The following is a 23,600-nucleotide window of genomic DNA, read 5'->3' on the forward strand; positions in this document are numbered from 1 at the left end:
AGGGTGGTTCAACCCCATGACCACAACCGCAACCTTCTCCTTTACCCATCGTCCCCTCGTTCCGTTCGCCCATGATTACGTTCATGGTGACAGCGAGCCGTGGCATGAGCACGACTGCGCACAGCTGTTGCACACCCTGAGCGGCGTGGTACGGGTCGATACCGCATCGGGCTGCTGGGTTGTTCCTCCCGGTCGCGGCGTCTGGCTACCGGCGGGGACTCGCCACTCGCTTCGCATCACCGGCAACGTGGCGGCGCGAACGCTTTTCATCGATCCGCTGGCGCGGGCCGATCTCCCGGCCACCTGCCAGATCGTGCAGATCGCGCCGCTGCTGCGCGAGCTGATCCTCGTCTCTCTTGCTTTACCTGAATCGTACTCGCCCGGCAGCCGGGATGAGCGCGTCTATGAACTCATTCTCGATGAAATCCGCACTATGCCGGTGCTGCCGTTTCATCTGCCGGAGCCGGAAAGTGAGGCATTACGTCACCTGTGTCTGCAAATCCGGCAAAACGCGGGGGAAAGCTGGAGCGGCGCGCAGGCCGCGAGCCTGATGAACATGAGCGAGCGCACCCTGAACCGCCATTTTCAGCAGCAGACGGGATTAAGCTACGGCGAGTGGTTGAGAAGGGCGCGCCTGCTGGAAGCCTTAGTGCGGCTGGCGCAGGGCCAGCCGGTACTGCGCGTGGCGCTGGATCTGGGTTACGGCAGCCACAGCGCCTTTACGGCAATGTTTCGCCGGGTGATGGGCGTCTCTCCCAGCGATTACTTTAAGAACGACTGACGGCGTTTAAAAGCGCCTGAAGCGACGCGCGCGCCACGTCGCTGTCGATGCCCACGCCCCAGCGGCTGCTCCCGTCCTGGAACAGACAGCGGATGTAGGCCACCGAGCGGCTGTCGCTGCGTTCGCCTAACGTATGTTCGTGATAATCCTTAATCACGAACGGAGCGTTAACCCAGCGGCTTAAGCCGTGAGCGGCGGCGGAGAGCAGACCGTTACCCTGACCTTCCAGCTGACGCGTTCCCCCCTGCGTAGCGATGCTTGCCGTCAAACGCAGCTGGCCATCCTGCTGGCTGTCGCTGCGGTAGGATTGCAGCGCAAACTGCGGCGTGGCTACCAGTCCGTAGCGGGTGCGGAACAGCTGCCACAGCGCGTTTTGCGTCATCTCTTTTCCGTGGCGATCGGTTTCCTGCTGCACGTGCTGGCTGAAATCCTGCTGCAGGGCGCGAGGTAATTTCAGACCATGATTCTGTTCGATGAGCCACGCGCTGCCGCTTTTCCCTGACTGGCTATTGACGCGGATCACCGCTTCGTAGGTGCAGCCGATGTCCTGCGGATCGACGGGCAGATACGGCATCTCCCAGCGATCGCCAGGCCAGCGGGCATCAAAGCCTTTTTTGATCGCATCCTGGTGCGAGCCGGAGAAGGCGGTATAGGCCAGCCGGCCTGCCCACGGGTGGCGCGGATGCACCGGCAGCTGGTTGCAGGCTTCCACCACTTCCACGACCCGGTTCATATCGCTAAAGTCGAGATTCGGGCTGACGCCCTGGCTGTAGAGGTTCATCGCCAGCGTCACCAGGCAGACGTTGCCCGTGCGCTCGCCGTTACCAAACAGACAGCCCTCCACGCGATCAGCCCCCGCCATCACGGCCAGCTCGGCGCTGGCGACGCCGGTACCGCGGTCGTTATGCGGATGCACGCTGATGCAGACGTCGCGGCGGCGGCTGAAGTGGCGACAGAAATACTCGATCTGGTCGGCATAGACGTTCGGCGTGCTCACTTCGACGGTTGCGGGTAAGTTGATCACCATGGGCCGTTCGTCGCTCGGCTGCCAGATCTCCGCCACGGCTTCACAAATCTCCAGCGCAAACTCCGGCTCGGTAAAGCAGAAGGTCTCCGGGGAATACTCATACTGCCAGCGGGAGTCCGGGTTCTCTTCACACAGCTGACGAATAAGCCGCGTGGATCGCGTCGCCAGCTCGACGATTTGCGCTTTTTCCATGCCGAATACCAGGCGGCGGAACAGCGGGGCGGTGGCGTTATACAGATGGACGGTGGCCTGTTTCGCGCCGCGCAGGGATTCGAAAGTGCGATGGATGAGATCTTCCCGCGCCTGGGTTAATACCTGAATCGTGACGTCATTCGGGATGCGGTTCTCTTCAATCAGCTGGCGAACAAAGTTGAAGTCGGTCTGCGAGGCGGATGGGAAAGCCACCTCAATTTCTTTAAATCCGCAGCCCAGCAGCAGATCCCAGAACTGCAGCTTGCGGGTGCTGTCCATCGGCTCGGCAAGGGCCTGGTTGCCGTCGCGCAGGTCGGTTGAGAGCCAGCGCGGCGCGCGGGTAATGCGTTGCTCCGGCCAGCGGCGGTCGGGCAGGGAAAGGGGCGGATAGGGTTGGTACTTGTCGGCGGGTGTGTTCAGCATGATGCGCTCCTGTTGTCTTTTCACTATCGTGAGTTGATTTCAGGAGCGCTGCTTTATCGGAACTGACAATCGCTGTCGCGTTCTGGACAGGGTGCGGTTTTTTGCCGGATGGCGGCTACGCCTTATCCGGCCTACGTTCGTAGGCCCGGTAAGCGAAGCGCCACCGGGCAACTGTCACAGGACTAGTGCGCCCCGCCGCCGCCGCTACCGGCGCCAAACGGTGGTTTAGCAAACCACACCAGTCCCAGCAGGACGATAAAGATCCCCGCCGATATCCAGAAAATCTCGTTGGCCGAGATAATCAGACCCTGGTTGGTGATCTGCTGGGCGATCCAGCCGGACGCCTGCTGTTCCGTCATACCCATTCCCTGAAGCTGGTTGTACATCTCCCGGGAGTTCGGGTTGAACGGGTTCACCGCTTCGGTCAGCTGGGCATGGTGCATCGATTCACGGTTCGTCCACAGGGTGGTGGTGATCGACGTACCAATCGAGCCCGCCAGCGTTCGCGTAAAGTTCGACAGGCTCGATGCCGCCGCCATGCGCTCAGGCGGTAAACCGGAAAGCGTGATGGTGGTCAATGGCATAAAGAAGCACGCCACGGCAAAGCCCTGAATAAACTGCGGCCACGCGGACGCGCCAAAGTCCATTCCCGGTTCGAACGTATACGCGCGCCAGTAGAAGCACACGGCGTACATGATAAAGCTGAACGTCACCAGCCGGCGCATGTCGAGCTTGTGGGCGAAGCGGCCAATAATCGGCGACAGCAGAACCGGAATCAATCCAACCGGCGCCGAGGCTAAACCTGCCCAGGTTGCGGTGTATCCGTATACCTCCTGCAACAGCTGCGGCAGCAGTACAATCGCGCCGAAGTAGAGCATGTAGGCGAGGCTGATACACAGACAGCCTATGGTGAAGTTTCGCGACTTAAACAGCGACAGGTCAACTATCGGGTTATCGTCCGTCAGCTCCCAGACAATCAGGAAGCTCAGCGACACCACCGCGACAATCGTCAGGATGATGATCTCCCTGGAGTTGAACCAGTCCAGCTCTTTGCCCTGGTCGAGCATGACCTGCAGGCTACCGATGCCGACAACCAGCAGTGCCAGACCAATGGCGTCGATACGCCGCTGTTCCGTCCGGGTTTCTCTGCCGCGCAGCGACTGGAGCGTCAGCATTACCACGAGGGCGCCAATCGGTACGTTGATGAAGAAGATCCAGCCCCAGTGATAGTTGTCGCTGATATAGCCGCCTAAGATAGGCCCGCAAATCGGCGCGACAATCACGGTCATTGACCACAGCGCCAGCGCGATTGAGCGTTTGGCTGGCGGGTAGTTGTTCAGCAGTAAGCTCTGCGACAGCGGGATCAGCGGCCCGGCAACAATCCCCTGAATGACGCGGAAGAAAATCAGCATCGTCAGGCTGCTGGACATGCCGCACGCCCAGGAGGCAAGAACGAACAATACCGTCGACCAGAGGAACAGCTTCACTTCACCGACGCGCTTTGCCAGCCAGCCGGTAATCGGAATGGAGATGGCGTTTGCCACCCCAAACGAGGTAATGACCCAGGTCCCCTGGCTCAGCGACGAGCCAAGGTTACCGGCGATGGTCGGGATCGCCACGTTTGCGATGGTGGAGTCCAGCACCTGCATGAATGTCGCCAGCGACAGCGCGATGGTCATAATGACCAGCTGCGCGCCTTCCAGCGGTTTTTGCGGCTTTTGCTGTTGCATAACGCTCACCTTCGGATTAACCGGCGTTTGCCTTCACGATGTCATCGATCAGTTTGTTGACCGGATCGAGGCTAATTTCACGGGCGTTACTTTCATAAGCCGGGCTGCTGCGCACCTGGCTTGCCAGGATCTGACCGTCGCGGTTGGCGGTGTCGACCGTCACCAGCGTTGAGAGGCCGATACGCAGCGGGTGATCCGCCAGCTGTTTGGCATCCAGCTCAATACGCACGGGCAGACGCTGAACCACTTTGATCCAGTTACCGGTGGCGTTTTGCGCAGGCAACAGGGAGAAAGCGCTGCCGGTCCCCATGTCCAGACCAACCACTTTACCGGTGTACTTCACGTCATCGCCGTAGATGTCGCTGACAACCGTCGCGGTCTGGCCGATACGCATATGGGCAAGCTGCGTCTCTTTAAAGTTGGCGTCTACCCACAGGTTGTCTGCCGGCACGACCGCCATCAGCGGCGTGGTTGGGCTAATCTGCGCCCCTGGCTGGACGGAACGACGGGAGACATAGCCGGTCATCGGGCTGACGATTTTGGTACGCTGCAGGGCAAGCCACGCGTTGCGCACTTCGGTCGCCGCCTGCTGTACGGCAGGCTGGTTTTCCAGACTGGTCCCCAGCACCATCGCCTGATTGGCGTTGTACTGTTGAATGGCTACATCCAGCTGTGCCTGAGCGCTGGCAACGGCATCGCGGGCGTGCTGCAGCTCTTCACGGCCAATCAGGTTGGCGGTGCCGAGCGGAACGCGGCGGTTCAGATCGCTCTGCGCCTGCGCCAGCGCCGTTTTCTGCACGTCGATGTTGGCCTGCAGCTGTTTGCTGTTGATCATCAGCTGGCGGGTCTGACGGACGCTGGAGGCCAGCGCGGTCTGTGCTTTTTCAAACGCCTGCTGGGCGTCGGTTGGATCGAGGGTCACCAACACATCGCCTTTTTGCACAAAGTCGGTATTGTCAGCCCAGACTTTCGTCACGCTGCCCGACACCTGCGCCATAATTTGTACCTGGTTCCCTGCCACGTACGCGTCGTCAGTCTCTTCAGCATGACGCAGTACTAAAAACCAATAGATCCCATATGCCACGGCAATAATGATAAAGAGCAAGGTCAACAGAAGAAGGGCGCTCTTACGTTTGCCTTTCTTGTTGGCCGGTTGCTGCGGGGTAGTGCTCTCCGCATTTGCGCTCATTGTTGTTCTCCACGATCTTCTTATTTTCACATCGGCTGAGCCGACCTGTTGTCAGAAAGGCCAGCACTGTGACGTGCTGGCCTGTCGGTTTTCTTATGAATCTGGAATGGTGAGCGTGTCGTCGCGTTAGCGCAGCGCCTCAAGAACGGCGCCGTCTTCATCCATCTGGTCCAGACGGGTGAGCAGCTTGCGAGTGATGTGCTCAAGCTGGTCGCGCTCGGCGGTGCTGAGGACAGACCAGAGTTTGTGCAGGCAATTGTGCTGAGGTGGCAGCACCTCGCGCAGGAACTGGTGACCTTTATCGGTCAGTTGCAGATGCAGGCAGCGGCGATCGTTGTCGCTTTCACGGCGCTCAATCCAGCCGCGCTTTTCGAGTTCATCGGCAATTCGGGTCGCATTGGTACGGGAGGAGCCCAGCGCGCAGCTCAGCTCGGAAGGCTGAATGCTGTGATTTTCCTGAGACTCCAGCGTAATCAACGCCATAAACAACGTCTCGTTAATCCCTTGAGCTTTCAGCATTTTATTACGGTTTTCCAGTAGCTTACCCTGCATGTGCATGCACAGGCGAGTCAGCAGGATTTCCTGATATGGGAAGTCCTCATGGCGACTGGCGCGGAATTTAAGCATTTGTTCAATGGGCGTAAACGAACTATCCATTTGGGCATAACCTCATTAATTACAGCCGATATAGTAACGATAGTGACAAATAATGTAAATGAATTATTTGTGCGGTTATATCCGCCAAACTTATGTCACCATCAGAAAGCGCCGGGTAAGTCCGTGACCCGGTGAGCACAGAAAGCGTTGGGTGTGAACCCGCTGAAGAGAGGATGTGAGGACGGGGGTCTGAACTATTCATGCCGATTGTAAATATGTCACCCACATTAAAATTTCTGGGATAAATGATTACGTTTACATTAACAGAGTGAAGGGCCTCTTAACACCCTAAGAGGCCAACTCAATGTAAATGTTAGTTAATTGCATCCTGACGGTGATAACCGAGCCACCATACTAGCAGGTTGAGGGTAGCAACGATGGCCCCGATCGCGCATACCCCCGACCAGCCCGCATGCTGCCACGCCGACGCTGAAATGAGTGAACCCGCCGCGCCGCCGATGAAGTAGCTGGTCATGTATCCGGCCGTCAGGCGGTTACGCGCCTCTGGCTTCACGCGATAGATGACGGTCTGATTGGTGATGTGAACGCCCTGAACGGTGAGATCGAGCACCAGGATACCGACGATCAGCGCCAGCACCGAGATGTGTCCGTACCAGATCGCCGCCCAGGAGAGCAGAAGTAAAACCAGCCCTGCGGAGGTGGTCAGGTGGGATTTGCCCTTGTCGGCCAGCCCGCCAGCGGGGCGTGCGCCCAGCGCGCCTGCGGCACCGGCCAGGCCGAACAGGCCAATCACCCCTTCGGAATAATTGAACGGCGGCGCGGCCAGCAGAAACGCCATTGACGTCCAGAGAATGCTGAAGTTAGCGAAGGTGAAACAGCCCAGCAGGGCGCGGGTGCGCAGAAGCTTGTCCTGCGTAAACAGGCTGAAAACGGAGGCCAGCAGCTGAGGATAGTTCAGGTGGTTTTCCTGCTTCACTTTTGGCAGCCCGCGCCACAGCGCCAGCGCCATGACGACCATCAGCACGCTCGCCACCCAGTATACGGTGCGCCAGCCGCCGAGGCTTGCCAGCAGCCCGGCAACGGTACGCGCCAGCAAAATCCCCAGCAGCAGGCCGCTCATGATGGTGCCCACCACCTTGCCGCGTTTTTCCGGAGAGGCGAGGGTCGCGGCGAGCGGGACCAGGATTTGCGCCACCACGGAGAACAGCCCGGTAAGCGCGGTTCCGACGATCATCATCGTCAGCGACTGGCTGCTGGCGGTGATCAGCATCCCACCGGCGGCCAGCAGGGTCATGGAGACGATCAGCATTCGGCGTTCAAACATATCGCCGAGCGGCACCAGGAACAGCAGCCCGGCGGCATAGCCCAGCTGTGCTGCGGTAACGATAAAGCCTGCGGAGCTGGCGGAGAGATTGAACGCGCGGGCGATGGTGTCGAGAAGGGGTTGTGCGTAATAGTTGCTGGCGACCGCCAGACCCGTTGCCACGGACATTAAAAGGATGAGTGCGGGGCTAAGCCCTTGAGTTGTTTTTGTCATTAGTTTCAGGAATCGTTAGTTGAGTGATTATTTTTCCGGAAACCATAATAGCTAATGATTGTGAAAGTTGGGGGATTGTTGGGTGATGTATTGTGCGGTTTAGGTGAATGGTGCGGTCTTGTGGCCTCACCCTCACCCTCACCCTCACCCTAACCCTCTCCCACAGGGAGAGGGAACGCTAACAGAGGGCCGGGGTGAGGGAAAATGTTTTACTTCTGCGCCGCAAGCGCCTCTTTCACCCAGCCGTCAAACTGCTGCTGGTGGGCTTTGATCCAGCCGTCCACGTGGCCTTTCACATCCGCTTCAGACGACTTGCCCGCATGCATCATCGCGTTCTGGGCATTGATGTCCGCCAGCGGCAGCTTCATTACCGAGAACAGCTTCGCCGCCGCCGGGTTTTTCTCTGCCCACGCTTTGTTGGCCACGATATGCATGGTGTTCACCGGGAAGCCGTAGTTCATGCCGTTCGGCAGCTTGGTGTCGATATCCTTCTGCTCGCCCGGAAGGGAGGAGAACGGCACCTGCAGCCACACCACGTCTTTGCCCGGCTTCAGCACGTCGCTCACCCAGTACGGCGTCCAGGTGTAGTAGATCACCGGTTTACCCTCTTTGAAGCGGGCAATGGTGTCGGCCATCATCGCTGAATAGTTGCCGTGGCTCACGTCGACCGTTTTCGCCAGATCGAAAGCTTTGTTCTGGTGGTTAATCACCGCTTCACAGCCCCAGCCCGGCGAGCAGCCCATCATGTCGGCCTTGCCGTCACCGTTGGTGTCGAACAGTTTGGCGATCTTCGGATCTTTCAGCTGTTCAATGTTGGTGATGTGGTACTTATCGGCGGTTTTCTTGTCGATCAGATACCCCTGCGCCGCACCCGTCACGAAGGTGCCTTCGCGGTAGAACTTCTTGTCGCCACCGGCGGCGGCATACATGTCGTCGTGCAGCGGCTGCCAGTTCACCGCGGTAAAGGTGGCGTCACCGGAGGCAATCGACGTGTAGCCTACGTTGTAGTCCACTTCGCTCGGCGTGTTAACCGTGTAGCCCAGCTTCTCCAGCGCGCGGCTGACGATCAGGGTCTGGAAGCTCTCTTCCGAAATGGTGCTCTGCACCGGCTGTACGGTAATGCCTTTGCCAGGCAGGTCAGCCGCAAACGCGCTGGTGGAGACAAGGGTGGCAAACGCTGTGGCAAAAAGTACGTTATGTCGCATCGTTGTTCCTTATTTTGATTTCGTGAAAGGGCGGGTGAGTAACCCGACAGGGCCGGTGGTATACCAGCGACGGTTGCCGCGACTGCGTGAATCACGACCGACAGCCTGAGTCAGGCGGTCAAGGATAATAGCGAGGATCACAATGCCGACGCCGCCGACGGTGGCCAGCCCCATATCGAGACGGCCAATGCCGCGCAGCACCATCTGGCCCAGACCGCCAACGGCGATCATCGAGGCAATGACCACCATCGACAGGGCCAGCATCAGCGTCTGGTTAACGCCCGCCATGATGGTCGGCATCGCCAGAGGAAGCTGAACCTTAAACAGCATCTGGCGCGGGCTGGCGCCGAACGAGCGTGACGCTTCGATCAGGTCCGCAGGCACCTGGTTGATCCCCAGAATGGTCAGACGAATAATCGGCGGCAGGGCGAAGATAATGGTCACCACCACGCCCGGCACGTTGCCGATGCCGAACAGCATCACGATAGGTACCAGATAGACGAACGCCGGGGTGGTCTGCATCGCATCCAGCAGCGGACGAATAATCTTCGCCGCTCGCGGGCTGCGCGCCAGCCAGATCCCCATCGGCAGGCCGATGACAATGCAGAAGAGCAGGGCGGTCAGCACCAGCGCCAGGGTGATCATCGCCTGCGACCACGCGCCAATTGCGCCAATGGCAATCAGCGAGATCAGCGTGGCGATCCCCATCCCCGCGCTACCGAACTGCCAGGCAATCAGGGAGAACAGGATAATCGCCACCGGCGCCGGCATGCCCAGCATCAGCTGCTGGAAGCCGTTCAGGATGTAATCCACCGGGACGCGGATCCCCTGGAAGACCGGACGGAAGTGGGTGACCACCCAGTCGATCCCTTCCGTGACCCAGCTGTCCAGCGGGATCAGCGTTTTATGGAACGGATCCATGATGTTGAAATGTTCTGGCGCAGGCGCGGGTGCGCTGTTCAGCCAGTCTACCGCGCCGCCGCCATCGGCAGGAGCGGGCGTGGAACCCCACGCGTCGGCGGATTGCGCAGCGCTGTCCGCTGCCTCAGTGGCGCCCCACGGGTTAGATTGATCGGTCATTGTTTGCCCCCTCGCGATCTAAAGCCTGCAGCAGCATCCGTTTGGAGATGATGCCGACGTACTGTTGTTCCTCACCCACGACCGGCACGGCGCAAGGCGCCTGGCCCACGTGAGAGAGCAACTCGCTGAGCGGCGTTTCGGCGTCCACGGCAAGCGGAGCGTCAATTAACGCCGCATCGATTCCCTGGTTCTCAGCGAGAGCCGTTTTCAGGGAGTCGATGGAGACAATGCCAACAAATTTATTGCCGCGTTCAACCAGGTATCCGTATTCACGGTCTTCGTCCTGCAGCAGCTTAAGCGCCGAGCGCGGGCCGAAGCCTGGCGTTTTACGGATAATGCCGTTTGGCGTTCGACGGGCAATATCTTTGGCGCTAAAGACCTGGCTAATATCCACGCCGCGGAAGAAGGTGCGGACATAATCGTTCGCCGGATTATTGAGAATTTCATCCGGCGTGCCGACCTGCACCACTTCACCGTTTTGCATAATGGCAATACGGTCGCCAATACGCATGGCTTCATCCAGATCGTGGGAAATAAAGACAATAGTGCGCTGATGTTTAGCCTGTAATTTTACCAGCTCATCCTGCATCTCGGTGCGAATTAACGGATCGAGGGCGGAGAAGGCTTCATCCATTAATAATATGTCTGGATTAATGGCTAATGCACGGGCTAATCCCACGCGTTGACGCATACCGCCGGAAAGTTCATCCGGGTACGCATGCGCATAATTTTCCAGCCCGACCTGACGCAGCGCATCAAGGGCTTTTTCCTGACGTTCCTGAGCCGGCGTGCCGGCTAATTCCATGCCGAAAGCAGTATTATCCAGCACCGTCATGTGCGGCATCAGCGCGAATGACTGGAACACCATTGCGATCTTCTTTCTGCGCACCTCGCGAAGCTCTGCGTCTGATATTCTGGCGATATCCACGCCGTCAATCAGCACCTGCCCGCGGGTGGGTTCAATCAGGCGATTGAGAAGGCGAACCATAGTGGATTTACCCGAACCGGATAATCCCATGATGACAAAAATCTCGCCTTCTTCAATGGCCAGACTGGCGTCTTTAACGCCAAGCGATAGCCCGGTTTTTTCCAGAATTTGCTCTTTCGTAAGGCCTTTCTCAATATATTTGAATGCGCGCTGCGGGTGCTCGCCAAATACTTTATAAAGATTTTTCACTTCTAATTTAATTGCCATGCAATAGAGAGTGTCCTGTTATTTGTTTATGCCGATATGATTACCATGGTAAATTGTTAACGGGCATAACCCTAACATACTGAGAATCTGAGACAACCCTGAGTCGGGCTAAGGGCGGAATTTTGACGTAAGCGAAACGGCTGAATTTCCCATGAATAAAGGGCTGAGGGCGGTTTGAATTTTTCTCAATTTTTTGCTGCTGCATCGGGAAATTTCGCCTGAACCGGAATGATTCAGGCGAATATGACGTGGAAATTACAGTGTAGTTGTTTTGTAAATATTAGAGAGGGAATTGTTGGGTTTATATTAAATTAACGAACGTTAGCGTTCATTAAAAATCCCAGTCTTCATCCTCGGTTTCCACCGCTTTGCCCATCACATACGATGAGCCCGATCCCGAGAAGAAATCGTGGTTTTCGTCGGCATTGGGCGACAGCGCGGCCAGAATCGCCGGGTTCACCTCCGCCATCTCCGGCGGGAACAGCGCGTCGTAGCCCAGGTTCATCAGCGCCTTGTTGGCGTTGTAGCAGAGGAAGGCCTTCACGTCGTCCTCCCAGCCGGTGCCGGCGTAGAGTTCCTCCGTATAGCTCAGCTCGTTGTCGTACAGATCCATCAGCAAATCGAGCGCAAAGCCTTTAAGCTCCTCGCGCTTCGCCTCGCTGACTTTCTCCAGCCCTTTCTGATACTTATAGCCAATGTAATACCCGTGCACCGCTTCATCGCGAATGATGAGCCGAATCAAATCGGCGGTGTTGGTGAGTTTGCCCCGGCTCGACCAGTACATGGGCAGCCAGAAGCCGGAATAGAAGAGGAAAGATTCCAGGAACACGCTGGCGATCTTCTTCTTCAGCGGCTCGTCGGCGCGGTAATATTCCAGAACCAGCTTCGCCTTTCTCTGTAGTGACTCGCTCTCTTCACTCCAGGCGTAGGCTGCGTCCACGTCTTTGGTCTGGCACAGGGTCGAGAAAATCGAGCTGTAAGAGCGGGCATGCACCGCCTCCATAAAGCTGATATTCGACATCACCGCCTCTTCGTGCGGCGTCAGCGCGTCGCTCATCAAAGCCGGTGCACCAACGGTATTCTGAATGGTGTCCAGCAGCGTCAGGCCGGTAAAGACGCGGATCGTCAGCTGCTGTTCGGCGTGGCCGAGCGTTTGCCAGGCTGGAATATCGTTGGAGAGCGGAACCTTTTCCGGCAGCCAGAAGTTGCTGGTCAGACGGTTCCATACCTCCAGGTCTTTATCGTCCTGGATTTTGTTCCAGTTAACGGCACTCACGCGTGACAGTTTCATCCTTTCTCCTTACAGCGCGCAGGACACGCAGCCTTCGATTTCGGTGCCTTCAAGCGCAAGCTGGCGCAGGCGAATGTAGTAGAGCGTTTTGATGCCTTTCTTCCAGGCGTAGATTTGCGCTCTGTTGATATCCCGCGTGGTGGCGGTGTCCGGGAAGAACAGCGTCAGCGACAGCCCCTGATCCACATGTTTTGTCGCCTCCGCGTAGGTATCGATGATTTTTTCCGGGCCGATCTCATACGCGTCCTGATACAGCGCCAGGTTCTCATTGGTCATAAACGGGGCAGGGTAGTAAACGCGCCCGGTTTTGCCTTCCTTACGAATTTCAATTTTCGAGACGATCGGGTGAATGCTCGACGTGGCGTGGTTGATGTAGGAAATCGATCCGGTTGGCGGGATGGCCTGCAGGTTCTGGTTATAAATGCCGTGGCGCATCACGTCGTCACGCAGCTGCTGCCACATTTCGCGCGTCGGCAGAGTAATCCCCGCGCGGGCAAACAGTTCGCGCACTTTTTCGGTTTTCGGCTGCCACTCGCCTTCAAGGTACTGGCTGAAATATTCCCCGCTGGCGTAGCGGGAGTGCTCAAAGCCCGCGAACCGCTGGCTGCGCTCGCGCGCCAGCATCATCGAGGTGTGCAGCGCGTGCCAGGTAATGGTGTAAAAATAGAGGTTGGTGAAATCCAGCCCTTCCGGACTGCCGTAGGCGATGCCTTCCCGCGCCAGATAGCCGTGCAGGTTCATCTGCCCCAGACCGATGGCGTGCGACGCGGCGTTGCCCGCTTCAATAGACGGCACGCTGCGGATGTGGCTCATGTCCGACACCGCCGTCAGCCCGCGGATGGCGGTATCCACCGTGCGGCCAAAGTCGGGGGAATCCATGGTGTGGGCAATATTCAGCGACCCGAGGTTGCAGGAGATATCCTTGCCGATGTCCGCGTAGTCCAGGTTCTCGTCGTAGGTAGACGCGCTGTTGACCTGCAAAATCTCCGAGCACAGGTTGCTCATGTTGATGCGCCCGGCAATCGGGTTCGCGCGGTTCACCGTATCCTCAAACATGATATACGGATAGCCGGACTCAAACTGGATCTCCGCCAGCCGCTGGAAGAAATCGCGGGCGTTGATGGTTTTTTTGCGAATGCGATCGTCGGCCACCAGTTCGTCATAAAGTTCGCTGATGGCTACGTCGCCAAACGCTTTGCCGTAAATACGCTCGATGTCGTACGGCGAGAAGAGCGCCATCTCGGCATTCTCCTTAGCCAGTTTAAAGGTGATATCCGGGATCACCACGCCGAGCGACAGGGTTTTTATGCGGATTTTTTCGTCGGCGTTTTCGCGCTTGGTATCGAGAAAACGCAGGATGTCCGGATGATGCGCGTGCAGATAAACCGCGCCCGCGCCCTGACGCGCGCCAAGCTGGTTGGCATAGGAGAAGGCATCTTCCAGCATCTTCATCACCGGGATCACGCCGGAGGACTGGTTTTCGATGCGCTTGATCGGCGCGCCCGCTTCACGCAGGTTAGAGAGCAGAAACGCCACGCCGCCGCCGCGTTTGGAAAGCTGCAGCGCCGAGTTTACCGCGCGGCCAATCGACTCCATATTGTCTTCGATACGCAGCAGGAAGCAGGAGACCAGCTCGCCGCGCTGGGCTTTGCCGCAGTTGAGGAAGGTCGGCGTGGCGGGCTGGAAGCGGCCGGAGAGGATCTCCTCCATCAAGCGTTCAGCCTGCGCTTCATCCCCTTGCGCCAGGGATAACGCCACCATCACGGTGCGATCTTCAAAGCTCTCTAAGTAGCGTTTGCCGTCAAAGGTCTTCAGGGTATAGCTGGTGTAGTACTTCCACGCGCCAAGAAACGTCTGGAAACGAAAGCCGCTGGCATGCGCGCGTTCAAAGAGCTTCACCACAAAGGCGCGGTCGTAGCGGGTGAGCGTGCGCGCGTCGTAGTAGCCCTTGTTAACCAGATAGTCGAGACGTTCATTCTGGCTCGCAAACGTCACGCTGTTGGGCCACACGTGGGCGGCAAAAAAGGCGTCCACGGCCTCACGATCTTTATCGAACTGAATGCGCCCCTCCCGATCGTAGAGGTTAAGCATGGCGTTTAATGCGTGGTAATCCGGCGTCGCCTGAATCACCCGTTCTGCGGTTGTCGTTGCCAAAATTCGTTCACTCCTTTACGCACGTTTTCGACGTCCTGCTGTGTCCCCATCAGCTCAAAACGATAGAGATACGGCACGCCGCATTTTTGAGAAATGACATCCCCGGCGCGGCCGAAGGCATCGCCGAAATTGCGATTCCCCGCCGCGATCACTCCGCGAATCAGCCCGCGGTTGTGAGGATCGTTCAGAAAGCGGATCACCTGGCGAGGCACGGCTCCTGCCGTGCCGCCTCCGCCATAGCTGGGCACCACCAGAATGTACGGTTCATCTACCCGGATCCGCTCCCGCTCGTTCAGCGGAATGCGCACCGCAGGCAGCCCGACGCGCTCAATAAAGCGGAGCGTGTTTTCCGAGCTGCTGGAGAAGTAGACCAGCCCGCTCATGCACGCGTGGCCTGAGCGCTCAGGCGGTTAATCATGTCCGGGCGGAAGCCAGACCAGCTTGTCTCCCCGGCGACCACCACCGGAAGCTGACGAAAACCCTGTTTGCGCAGGGTATCTGCGGCCTCGGGGACCTGGTCAACATTCACCATTTCAAACGCCACGCCACGGCTTTCCATTGCCCGTTTGGTCGCGTGGCACTGAACACAATCGTTACGAGTGTAAATAATAATGCTCATGATTCGTATTTCCATTTAAAATGAGGGTGCGGCGCGAATCATCGCGTCGGGTTGTGTGTATCTTGCTAAAAGGAATACTAGATGTAGTTGTCTTAAGTTTCAACCATACAAGATATGGGAAATTTAGATTGATGTCGCCCCAGTGATGAGCACAGCGGGGCAGGGCAGGCTGTACGGGTTTTTCAGGCTAACGGGCATAAAAAAGCCCCGGCGCCTGAGGCTACCGGGGCAGAATACGCGGGATTATTTACGCAGGCTGAGCAGGGCACCGACGAAGATGCCGACCGCCGCGACGGTTCCCAGAGTACATAGCGGTTTTTCACGCACGAAGGTCGTAGCACAGCTTGCCATATCGCAGGCAGCCTGCGTGGCGCGTGAACGTCCGTTCATACGGGCGCGGGTTTCACGGAGCAGAGACTGAGCCTTACGCTTTGCGGCATCCGCTTCGTCCTTCGCGTCACTTCCCCAGGACTTCAGCACCTCTTCCAGCGTGTCCGCTAATTGGCTGACATCATTACGAATATCCTGAGCGTCGTCGTTAATATCGTTTCGGTTCGGTCTGTTAAACATACGATCCTCCGTAATTTTGTGTTCCCGTTCAGTTTAGTTCAGAAATTTAATATCTGAAGCGCATCACGCGTTATCCGGCAGTTTATGGACTATTCTGAAAGCCCTGCTATTGCTGAATACTGTAAGGTTGCCGGGCAGGAAAAGATAACGAGGAAAAGATATGTATTTACGACCTGACGAGGTGGCACGCGTTCTTGAAAAAGAGGGATTCACCATGGATGAGGTGACGCCAAAAGCGTATGGATATCGCGCGGCGAGAATTATGTTTATGTTAATCGCGAAGCAAGAATGGGACGTACCGCTCTCATTATTCACCCGACGCTGAAAGACAGAAGTCTGTCATTTGCTGAGCCTGCCTCGGATATTAAAACCTGCGATCATTATCAGCAATTTCCGCTCTATTTAGGCGGTGAACGGCATGAGCATTATGGTATTCCGCACGGTTTCAGTTCGCGTATGGCGCTGGAGCGATTTTTGAAGGGACTGTTTGGCGACGTACAGTAAATCCGCGACTGGCGTGCGCCAGTCGCTTCACATCACGCTTTTGCCTGGCTGTACTGGCTGACCTTAAACAGGCGGCGGCAGTAGTCGAGGAAATAGCCGTAAACGGCTCCCATCAACATCGAAATGACAATATTCGAACTCACCGCCGCAGCGATCTGGTGCCAGTCTGCACCGACAGTCAGGAGAATGGCCACGTAAACCGGCGACTGGAACGTCACATACGCCAGAACGTCCGCCAGGTTTTTCACCCAGCCTGCGGGGCTGATACGACGCGCGAAGCGCATTACCGCATCGCGGTATAAACCGTAAGGCCATGCAATAATAATATTGACCGGGATCGCCACCAGACGAGAAGAAAGCGACTGCTCGAAGGACATTCCGGAGAGGAATATTTCGATCAGCATGTTCACGACGGAACAGTAAACAACCATCGCGAAAGTATCCGCCACCGCGTGGCGCAGGCGAGATTGCGGCGAGAACATGTCTGAACTCCTTGAGAAGAACACAAAAGAAACGATTTTCCTTCAGCGGTTAGTGCTTTAGGTTGGTTTGTTTGGTGTGTATAGAGTATATCTCTCTGTTTTAACTAACAACTAGTGATTAATTTTTATTTAATTGCCTTTTGTCCACAAAATTCTCTAAAGTTGTTCGTTTTTTGTTCCGATCGTTATAATCTGTCTTGTTTGATTGTTTTTGCATTAAAATCAATAAGTTGATTTTTTTAGTGGCGAAAATCAGGAATCCTCCACCTGAAGCGGCGCAGTATGCTGTAATTTGGATTAAAGTTGGCCATTTATATTAATGGAGTGATTGGATTCATCGGTGTCCTGTCAGCACCTTGCGCTATTATTAACAGTGAGTTCTAAATATATTTACACTGATGCCCGTACGGACCCTTGGGTAGATATTTCAACTCAAATGAATTATTCTGTCGGCGATTTATCTATTTACCCCCCAAAGAAAAGGTTTCCAAATAATATGTCTTTGACGTTACAGAATCTTAATAATATCCGAACCCTGCGCGCCATGGCGCGTGAATTATCCCTGGACGTTCTTGAGGAAATGCTGGAAAAGGTCAGGGTCGTTACTGAAGAGAAACGCAGCGAGCTGACGGAATTAGAGCAGCAGCGTGCTGAGCAGCAGGAAAAAATTAATGCCCTGCTGGAGCGGATGAAAGCTGATGGTATTTCACCGACTGACCTGCTGGGTTCTGAACTGGCGCAGACGGGTAAGCCAGCGAAAAAGCGTAAGCCGCGTGAAGCAAAATATCGCTTTATTGACCAGAACGGCGAAGAGAAAACGTGGACCGGCCAGGGCCGCACGCCGAAGCCTATCGCCAGCGCGCTGGCAGACGGTAAATCACTGGATGATTTTCTGATCTAACGAATGAGCCGGGCGGAACACGCCGCCCGGCTGACTGTTCAGCAGACGCCGAAATCGCCTTCTTCGGTATAAGGCGCTACATCGGCGGCTTTCAGCGTATATTTCTCGCCTTGCTCATTGCTGGCCTGAACCGCCACAATGCTGTCACCGTTCACTTCGAGCACTTTCAGTTTCGGGCCGCCTTTACGCGGTTGCACATAATCACCGACAGAAAACATATTACCTCCTCATCGTTTTAGCGATCTTCACCTTAGCCCACGCATGACGCCGGGTACAGCGTATTTCACCGATTACTGCTTATGAGGTACGCCGGTTCCAGGGCATCACCTTGAGCAGTCGCGCCATGCCGCAAAAGCCCGTCATACCGGCGAACAGCAGCCCGGCTCCGACAAAACCGCTGAGCAGGAAAAAGCCGCTGGAGATGCTATAGCCCAGCACCACGCCGCAGAGTATCAACAGCCCGGCGGCAATTTGCACCTGACGCATCAGCGGCAGCGGCTGGGATTTGTCTTCAACGGTCGGCAGTCCGGCCTGTTTCCAGCCCTGAATGCCCCCCTCGACCACAAATGCCTCTGCGGGCGCGGCGGCCTGAGCAAGGCGGTCGGCATTCCCCGACGTCCGGGCGCCGGACTGGCAGTGAAAAATCACCGTATCGCCCGCCTGCGCGTTAAGTGCACCGGGTAAGGTATCCAGCGGCACGGACCGAGCGGCGGAAATATGCTCGCGGGCGTACTCATCGGCATCACGTATATCAATCAGTTTTGCGCCTTCAGCGACGCGGGCATTGGCCTGGCGCGGTGAAAGAAGAGGAAGTGACATGGCGACTCCTTACGGGCAATAAAGGGTTTTCAGGGTGCTGATAAGCTGATGTACCGCATCGTTTTTAATGAAATAGAGAATGCGCTGCGCGTTGCGAGTGCTGTCGATAAGCCCTTCCTCACGCATGCGCGCCAGATGCTGCGACGTGGCGGAAGGACTTAGCCCCGTGGCTCGCGCCAGATCTCCCGCGCTGGTGCCGGGCGCTCCGCACAGGGTGCAGAGGATCAGCAGCCGACGCGGGTTGCTCATCGCTTTTAAAAGTGTGGCGGCCTGTCCGGCGCTGGCCTGAAGCTGTTCGAGTTCGGTCATAATAGTTTAGCATTTTCTTAATTAAGTAAATGCTAAACTATTTTGTGGCCTCGCGCCAGAGGAGATCGCTATAGATGTGGGTCAGCACCCCCGCCGGACCAAACTGCTGCTTGATCCACCGCGTGACCTGGCCGGTTGCGGCATGCTGCGTGGCGAGCAGCATGCGCGAATCCTGACGCGGGTTATTAATCCGTCGGGTGACCAGCAGCCCCGCTTCTACCGCCTCGCGGGTCATATATTCCGGTAAAAAACCTATCCCTTCGCCAAGGATCTGACACTGACATTTGGTGTTAAAGTCCGGGACCAGAATCGCCTCCTGCCCGTGCAGCAGCCAGCCAACCTTTTTGTTAATGGTGTGCGCGGTATCTTCCACCATGATGTTGGGATACAGGCGCAGCTGGCTTTCCGCTATTGGCTCCGGGGTGAATGCCAGCGGGTGTTCTGGCGCGATGGCAAACACCCAGCGAATGGCGCCGATCTCGTTGTAATCAATCCCGCCGCCGTCCAGCAGCGTGTCCGGCGCGCCAATCGCGATGTTGGCCTGGTTGTTGATGATGGAGTCCCAGACGCCGTTGTAGACCTCGGTGGTCACGGTGATCTGACAGGTGGGAAACTGCTTTTTCAGCACCTGCAGCAGCCGCGCCGTGTGGCGTGGGGTATACAAAAGCTGGTTGATACAGATGCGCACCCGCGCCTCAATGCCCTGCGAAATGGTATCAATCCCGCGCTTGATGGCGTGAAAGTCGTTCAGCAGGTCGGTGGCCTTACGGTAAAAGTAAAAACCGGATTCGGTCAGCTCGATGCTGCGCGTGCTGCGGACGAACAGCACCACGTCCAGCCCGGTCTCCATGCGCTTAATGGTGTAACTGATGGCAGATGTCGTCACGCCCAGTTCGGCGGCGGCTTTGCTGAAGCTGCCGAAGCGTGCGGCGGTAGTAAAGGCCAGCAGGTTTTCCTCGGTAAAGATGGAATTCATATCTCACTCCCTTCAGCCATCAGTTTTGAACATATTTTAACAGCGTCGTTACAACGCATTTGAAGCCGATCACAGTTCTGACTCTTTGTCGAAAGCCACACGCAGTAAGGCTTCGTCAGGCATAAGCATAATGCAGCCAGAAGCGCTAAAAAGCGGAGAAACATAAGAAAAAGGTTGCACAGACGCACGTTTTAACCAGTTTATTGAATTTACCTCAACAATGAATTGACTGTCGATGAATCATTTTTAAGCGGATTCTTTTATGACCAGGCTGTTGCTATTCTCAGGTCAACAGAAATAAAAACATCGGGAGTCTGAATATGTCTGCGAACGAACTCGTTACTGAATTTCTGCTGGCGGCAGAAGAGGGCAATAGCGATGCGCTAAAAGCCTGTCTGGAGAAAGGCGTGGATATTAACGCCACCAATCGACAGAAAAGAACCGCCGTTATTATTGCCAGCCTGAAAAAACATTATGACTGCGTGGCGTTATTAATTGCCGCCGGGGCGGATATTGATAAACAGGATCAGACCTGCTTTAACCCTTTCCTGATTAGCTGCCTGACCAACGATATCACCCTGCTGCGCCTTGTCCTTCCGGCAAATCCGGATCTCGACCGCCTGACGCGCTTTGGCGGCGTGGGCATTACCCCTGCCAGTGAAAAGGGGCACGTGGAGATCGTGCGCGAGCTGCTGGAAAAAACGGATATCAACGTCAACCACACCAACTTTGTTGGCTGGACGCCGCTGCTGGAAGCGATCGTGCTCAACGACGGCGGCGCGAAGCAGCAGGAGATCGTGAAGCTGCTGCTGGATCACGGCGCGAACCCGCACATGACCGATAAATACGGTAAAACCCCGCTCGAGCTGGCGCGGGAAAAAGGCTTCGATGCGATAGCTGACCTGCTGCTGGCGGCGGGCGCATAACGCATTCGGTCAGCCGCGTCCGGCTGGCCTTTAATTTAAAACGCATTTTTACCGACGTGCATTTTGCACGACGGCGGCCCCCTTTTATCCGCTTTCAGGAGAAAATAATGCCCACAAAAATCGTCATAAAAAAGAACACATATTTTGACTCCGTCTCATTAATGTCCGTTTCCACCAAAGCCAATAAATTACCGGGCGTCGAGCAGGCGTTTGTCGCGATGGCGACGGAAATGAACAAAGGCGTATTAAAAAACCTCGGGCTATTAACGCCGGAATTAGCGGAAGCCAAAAACGGCGACCTGATGATCGTAATTAAAGGCGGCGCGGCGAATGATGAAACCCTGGCGGCCATCGAAGCGCTGTTCATGCGTAAAGAGAGCGGAGGCACCCATGAAGCGCGCTACGCTACGATTGCCAGCGCCAAAACCCATCGCCCGGAGAGCAACCTCGCGGTGATTTCCGTCAACGGCACCTTCGCCGCCCGCGAAGCGCGCCAGGCTCTGGAAAACGATCTCAACGTGATGCTGTTTTCCGATAACGTGTCGCTCGACGACGAGCTGGCGCTGAAGCAGCTGGCGCATAAGAAAGGGCTGCTGATGATGGGGCCGGACTGCGGCACCGCCATTATCAACGGCGCGGGACTGTGCTTTGCCAACGCGGTGCGCCGCGGACCGATTGGCATCGTCGGCGCATCCGGCACCGGCAGCCAGGAGCTGAGCGTGCGCATTCACGAATTCGGCGGCGGCGTGTCGCAGCTGATTGGCACCGGCGGACGCGATCTCAGCGAGAAAATCGGCGGCCTGATGATGCTCGACGCCATCGACATGCTGGAAGCGGACGACGCGACCCAGGTGATTGCGCTGATCTCCAAGCCGCCGGCCCCTGCGGTGGCGGAGAAAGTGCTGGCCCGCGCGCGCGCCTGCCGCAAGCCGGTGGTTGTCTGCTTCCTCGGCCGCAGCGAACCGCCCGCCGATGAAGACGGCCTGCAGTTTGCGCGCGGCACCAAAGAGGCGGCCCTGAAGGCGGTCCTGCTCACCGGCATCAAAAAAGAGTCCCTCGATCTGCATCCGCTCAACTTGCCGTTGATTGAGGAAGTGCGCGCCCGCCTGACCCCGCAGCAGAAGTACATTCGCGGCCTGTTCTGCGGCGGCACCCTGTGCGACGAGGCGATGTTCGCGGCGCTGGAGAAATTCGACGACGTCTACAGCAACATCCAGCCGGATCCGGCTAAGCGCCTGAGCGACATCAGCGTCAGTAAAGCCCACACCTTCCTCGACTTTGGCGACGATGACTTCACCAACGGCAAGCCGCACCCGATGATCGACCCGACCAACCGCATCAGCCGCCTGCTGCAGGAGGCGCGCGATCCTGAGGTGGGCGTCATCGTGATGGACTTCGTGCTGGGCTTCGGCGCGCACGAGGATCCGGTCGGCGTGATGATCGACGCTATCAAAGAGGCGCAGGCGATCGCGAAGGCCGATAACCGTCCGCTTGAGATCCTCGGCTACGTGCTCGGCACCGACCAGGATCCGCAGTCGCTGGCGCAGCAGTGCCAGCTGCTGACCGACGCAGGCGTCATCTGGGCCAGCAGCAGCACCAACACCGGATTACTGGCACGCGAATTTGTCTGCAAAGGGGAGAAAGCATAATGACGACCTTATTCAACCAGCCGCTGAACGTGATTAACGTCGGCATTGCGATGTTCAGCGACGATCTCAAAAAACAGCACGTTCCCGTCACCCAGCTCGACTGGACGCCGCCGGGGCGGGGCAATATGCAGGTCGTTGAAGCGCTCGATCGGCTGGCGGAAAAACCGCTGGCGGAGAAAATCGCCGCCGCTAACCGCATCGCCCTTGAGCGCATTATTCAGTCTCATCCGGTGCTGGTGGGCTATGACCAGGCCATTAACGTTGTGCCGGGCATGACCCGCACCACCATTCTGCACGCCGGTCCGCCTGTCGCCTGGGAGAACATGTGCGGGGCGATGAAGGGCGCGGTCACCGGGGCGCTGGTGTTTGAAGGGCTGGCGAAAGATCTGGACGATGCGGCAAGGCTCGCCGCCTCCGGAGAAATTACCTTCTCGCCGTGCCACGAGCACGACTGCGTGGGCTCGATGGCGGGCGTCACCTCCGCGTCGATGTTTATGCACATCGTGGAGAACAAAACCTACGGCAACCGCGCGTTCACCAACCTCAGCGAGCAGATGGCGAAGATCCTGCGCATGGGGGCCAACGACCAGAGCGTGATCGACCGCCTGAACTGGATGCGCGACGTGCTCGGCCCGATGCTGCGCGACGCGATGAAGATCGTCGGCGAAATCGACCTGCGCCTGATGCTGGCCCAGGCGCTGCACATGGGCGACGAGTGCCACAACCGCAACAACGCGGGCACCACGCTGCTGATCCAGGCGCTGACGCCGGGGCTGATTCAGGCGGGCTACCCGGTGGAGCAGCAGCGCGAGGTGTTCGAGTTTGTCGCCAGCAGCGACTACTTCTCCGGCCCGACGTGGATGGCGATGTGTAAAGCCGCGCTGGACGCCGCTCACGGCATTGAGTACAGCACCGTCGTCACCACCATGGCGCGTAACGGATACGAGTTCGGCCTGCGCATTTCCGGCCTGCCGGGGCAGTGGTTCACCGGCCCGGCGCAGCAGGTGATTGGCCCGATGTTCGCGGGCTATAAGCCGGAAGACTCCGGGCTGGACATCGGCGACAGCGCCATCACCGAAACCTACGGCATCGGCGGCTTTGCGATGGCGACGGCCCCGGCAATCGTTGCGCTGGTGGGCGGCACGGTGGAGGAAGCCATCGACTTCTCCCGTCAGATGCGCGAAATCACCCTCGGCGAAAACCCGAACGTCACCATTCCGCTGCTCTCGTTTATGGGCATTCCGACCGCTATCGACATCACCAAAGTCGCGGGCAGCGGCATTCTGCCGGTGATTAACACCGCCATTGCCCATAAAGACGCGGGCATCGGCATGATTGGGGCGGGCATCGTTCACCCGCCGTTTAGCTGTTTTGAAAAGGCGCTGTTGACCTTCCGCGATCGCTACTTTTTATAAGGCATGCA

General features: G+C 57.2%; 23 protein-coding genes and 1 pseudogene. 6 read left to right on the forward strand and 18 right to left on the reverse strand.

What is annotated here, in order from left to right:
• Nucleotides 1-16 precede the first annotated feature (16 nt).
• On the forward strand, nucleotides 17-781 hold the full coding sequence (locus ACZ6J2_RS15370) for an AraC family transcriptional regulator (RefSeq protein WP_471726103.1): 765 nt from the start codon (nucleotides 17-19) through the stop codon (nucleotides 779-781).
• On the opposite strand, the gene leuA is transcribed toward ACZ6J2_RS15370, so the two are convergent.
• From leuA to ACZ6J2_RS15435, 13 genes are all read right to left on the reverse strand, one after another.
• Nucleotides 768-2,423 (reverse strand): 2-isopropylmalate synthase, encoded by a 1,656-nt coding sequence (leuA, locus tag ACZ6J2_RS15375; protein WP_471726104.1) that lies wholly within the window; start codon nucleotides 2,421-2,423, stop codon nucleotides 768-770. The two genes, ACZ6J2_RS15370 and leuA, sit on opposite strands and share 14 nt — an antisense overlap.
• A gap of 182 nt (nucleotides 2,424-2,605) precedes the next feature.
• Entirely contained in the window at nucleotides 2,606-4,153 is a 1,548-nt protein-coding gene (gene emrB / locus ACZ6J2_RS15380; protein ID WP_023308935.1) for a multidrug efflux MFS transporter permease subunit EmrB, read from the reverse strand.
• A 16-nt stretch (nucleotides 4,154-4,169) separates the two neighbouring features.
• Entirely contained in the window at nucleotides 4,170-5,342 is a 1,173-nt protein-coding gene (emrA, locus tag ACZ6J2_RS15385) for a multidrug efflux MFS transporter periplasmic adaptor subunit EmrA (RefSeq protein ID WP_045909303.1), read from the reverse strand.
• Between the two features lie 126 nt (nucleotides 5,343-5,468).
• Nucleotides 5,469-5,999, reverse strand: a complete 531-nt coding sequence (gene mprA, locus ACZ6J2_RS15390) for a transcriptional repressor MprA (protein WP_023333174.1) — start codon at nucleotides 5,997-5,999, stop codon at nucleotides 5,469-5,471.
• Between the two features lie 313 nt (nucleotides 6,000-6,312).
• On the reverse strand, nucleotides 6,313-7,497 hold the full coding sequence (locus ACZ6J2_RS15395) for an MFS transporter (RefSeq protein WP_471726106.1): 1,185 nt from the start codon (nucleotides 7,495-7,497) through the stop codon (nucleotides 6,313-6,315).
• Between the two features lie 209 nt (nucleotides 7,498-7,706).
• Nucleotides 7,707-8,702: a glycine betaine/L-proline ABC transporter substrate-binding protein ProX gene (proX, locus tag ACZ6J2_RS15400; protein WP_193805760.1), complete on the reverse strand. Its 996-nt coding sequence runs from the start codon at nucleotides 8,700-8,702 to the stop codon at nucleotides 7,707-7,709.
• Nucleotides 8,703-8,711: 9 nt separating this feature from the next.
• A complete protein-coding gene (proW, locus tag ACZ6J2_RS15405; RefSeq protein WP_471726107.1) occupies nucleotides 8,712-9,782 on the reverse strand; it encodes a glycine betaine/L-proline ABC transporter permease ProW in 1,071 nt (356 codons plus the stop codon).
• Entirely contained in the window at nucleotides 9,766-10,977 is a 1,212-nt protein-coding gene (gene proV, locus ACZ6J2_RS15410) for a glycine betaine/L-proline ABC transporter ATP-binding protein ProV (RefSeq protein ID WP_047743962.1), read from the reverse strand. The genes proW and proV overlap by 17 nt, the downstream gene beginning before the upstream one ends.
• Nucleotides 10,978-11,308: 331 nt before the next feature.
• On the reverse strand, nucleotides 11,309-12,268 hold the full coding sequence (nrdF, locus tag ACZ6J2_RS15415) for a class 1b ribonucleoside-diphosphate reductase subunit beta (protein WP_109844704.1): 960 nt from the start codon (nucleotides 12,266-12,268) through the stop codon (nucleotides 11,309-11,311).
• A 9-nt stretch (nucleotides 12,269-12,277) separates the two neighbouring features.
• A complete protein-coding gene (nrdE, locus tag ACZ6J2_RS15420; RefSeq protein WP_471726108.1) occupies nucleotides 12,278-14,422 on the reverse strand; it encodes a class 1b ribonucleoside-diphosphate reductase subunit alpha in 2,145 nt (714 codons plus the stop codon).
• Nucleotides 14,395-14,805, reverse strand: a complete 411-nt coding sequence (gene nrdI, locus ACZ6J2_RS15425) for a class Ib ribonucleoside-diphosphate reductase assembly flavoprotein NrdI (RefSeq protein ID WP_023308926.1) — start codon at nucleotides 14,803-14,805, stop codon at nucleotides 14,395-14,397. The genes nrdE and nrdI overlap by 28 nt, the downstream gene beginning before the upstream one ends.
• The gene (gene nrdH, locus ACZ6J2_RS15430; protein ID WP_023308925.1) at nucleotides 14,802-15,041 is read right to left on the reverse strand and encodes a glutaredoxin-like protein NrdH; all 240 of its coding nucleotides are present in this window, start codon (nucleotides 15,039-15,041) and stop codon (nucleotides 14,802-14,804) included. Before nrdH ends, nrdI begins: the two co-directional genes overlap by 4 nt.
• Nucleotides 15,042-15,284: 243 nt before the next feature.
• Nucleotides 15,285-15,611, reverse strand: a complete 327-nt coding sequence (locus ACZ6J2_RS15435) for an ElaB/YgaM/YqjD family protein (protein WP_023308924.1) — start codon at nucleotides 15,609-15,611, stop codon at nucleotides 15,285-15,287.
• Between the two features lie 160 nt (nucleotides 15,612-15,771).
• Between ACZ6J2_RS15435 and ACZ6J2_RS15440 the strand changes: the two are divergent.
• Nucleotides 15,772-16,115 (forward strand): annotated as a pseudogene (locus tag ACZ6J2_RS15440) (DUF2002 family protein).
• Between the two features lie 32 nt (nucleotides 16,116-16,147).
• Here ACZ6J2_RS15440 and alaE read toward each other — a convergent pair.
• Entirely contained in the window at nucleotides 16,148-16,597 is a 450-nt protein-coding gene (gene alaE / locus ACZ6J2_RS15445; RefSeq protein WP_008502567.1) for an L-alanine exporter AlaE, read from the reverse strand.
• Between the two features lie 496 nt (nucleotides 16,598-17,093).
• On the opposite strand from alaE, the gene stpA reads away from it, so the two are divergent.
• Nucleotides 17,094-17,498 (forward strand): DNA-binding protein StpA, encoded by a 405-nt coding sequence (gene stpA / locus ACZ6J2_RS15450; protein ID WP_048979794.1) that lies wholly within the window; start codon nucleotides 17,094-17,096, stop codon nucleotides 17,496-17,498.
• A gap of 38 nt (nucleotides 17,499-17,536) precedes the next feature.
• Here the strand turns inward: stpA and ACZ6J2_RS15455 are convergent, their stop codons facing one another.
• The 4 genes from ACZ6J2_RS15455 to ACZ6J2_RS15470 all read right to left on the reverse strand — a co-directional run bounded on the left by ACZ6J2_RS15455 (nucleotide 17,537) and on the right by ACZ6J2_RS15470 (nucleotide 19,602).
• Entirely contained in the window at nucleotides 17,537-17,716 is a 180-nt protein-coding gene (locus ACZ6J2_RS15455) for a YodC family protein (RefSeq protein WP_023308920.1), read from the reverse strand.
• Between the two features lie 79 nt (nucleotides 17,717-17,795).
• On the reverse strand, nucleotides 17,796-18,317 hold the full coding sequence (locus tag ACZ6J2_RS15460; protein ID WP_471726109.1) for a rhodanese family protein: 522 nt from the start codon (nucleotides 18,315-18,317) through the stop codon (nucleotides 17,796-17,798).
• 9 nt (nucleotides 18,318-18,326) lie between these two features.
• Nucleotides 18,327-18,626, reverse strand: coding sequence for an ArsR/SmtB family transcription factor (locus ACZ6J2_RS15465; protein WP_471726110.1), 300 nt, complete (start codon nucleotides 18,624-18,626; stop codon nucleotides 18,327-18,329).
• A gap of 37 nt (nucleotides 18,627-18,663) precedes the next feature.
• Entirely contained in the window at nucleotides 18,664-19,602 is a 939-nt protein-coding gene (locus ACZ6J2_RS15470; protein ID WP_471726111.1) for a LysR substrate-binding domain-containing protein, read from the reverse strand.
• Nucleotides 19,603-19,922: 320 nt separating this feature from the next.
• On the opposite strand from ACZ6J2_RS15470, the gene ACZ6J2_RS15475 reads away from it, so the two are divergent.
• The 3 genes from ACZ6J2_RS15475 (at nucleotide 19,923) to ACZ6J2_RS15485 (ending at nucleotide 23,592) form a co-directional block, all read left to right on the forward strand.
• A complete protein-coding gene (locus ACZ6J2_RS15475; protein ID WP_039263421.1) occupies nucleotides 19,923-20,528 on the forward strand; it encodes an ankyrin repeat domain-containing protein in 606 nt (201 codons plus the stop codon).
• A 107-nt stretch (nucleotides 20,529-20,635) separates the two neighbouring features.
• Nucleotides 20,636-22,177 (forward strand): acyl-CoA synthetase FdrA, encoded by a 1,542-nt coding sequence (gene fdrA / locus ACZ6J2_RS15480; protein WP_471726112.1) that lies wholly within the window; start codon nucleotides 20,636-20,638, stop codon nucleotides 22,175-22,177.
• Nucleotides 22,177-23,592: a YlbE family protein gene (locus ACZ6J2_RS15485; protein ID WP_471726113.1), complete on the forward strand. Its 1,416-nt coding sequence runs from the start codon at nucleotides 22,177-22,179 to the stop codon at nucleotides 23,590-23,592. Before fdrA ends, ACZ6J2_RS15485 begins: the two co-directional genes overlap by 1 nt.
• Nucleotides 23,593-23,600 lie beyond the last annotated feature (8 nt).

The sequence above is a fragment of the Enterobacter sp. E14S genome, from assembly GCF_055666685.1.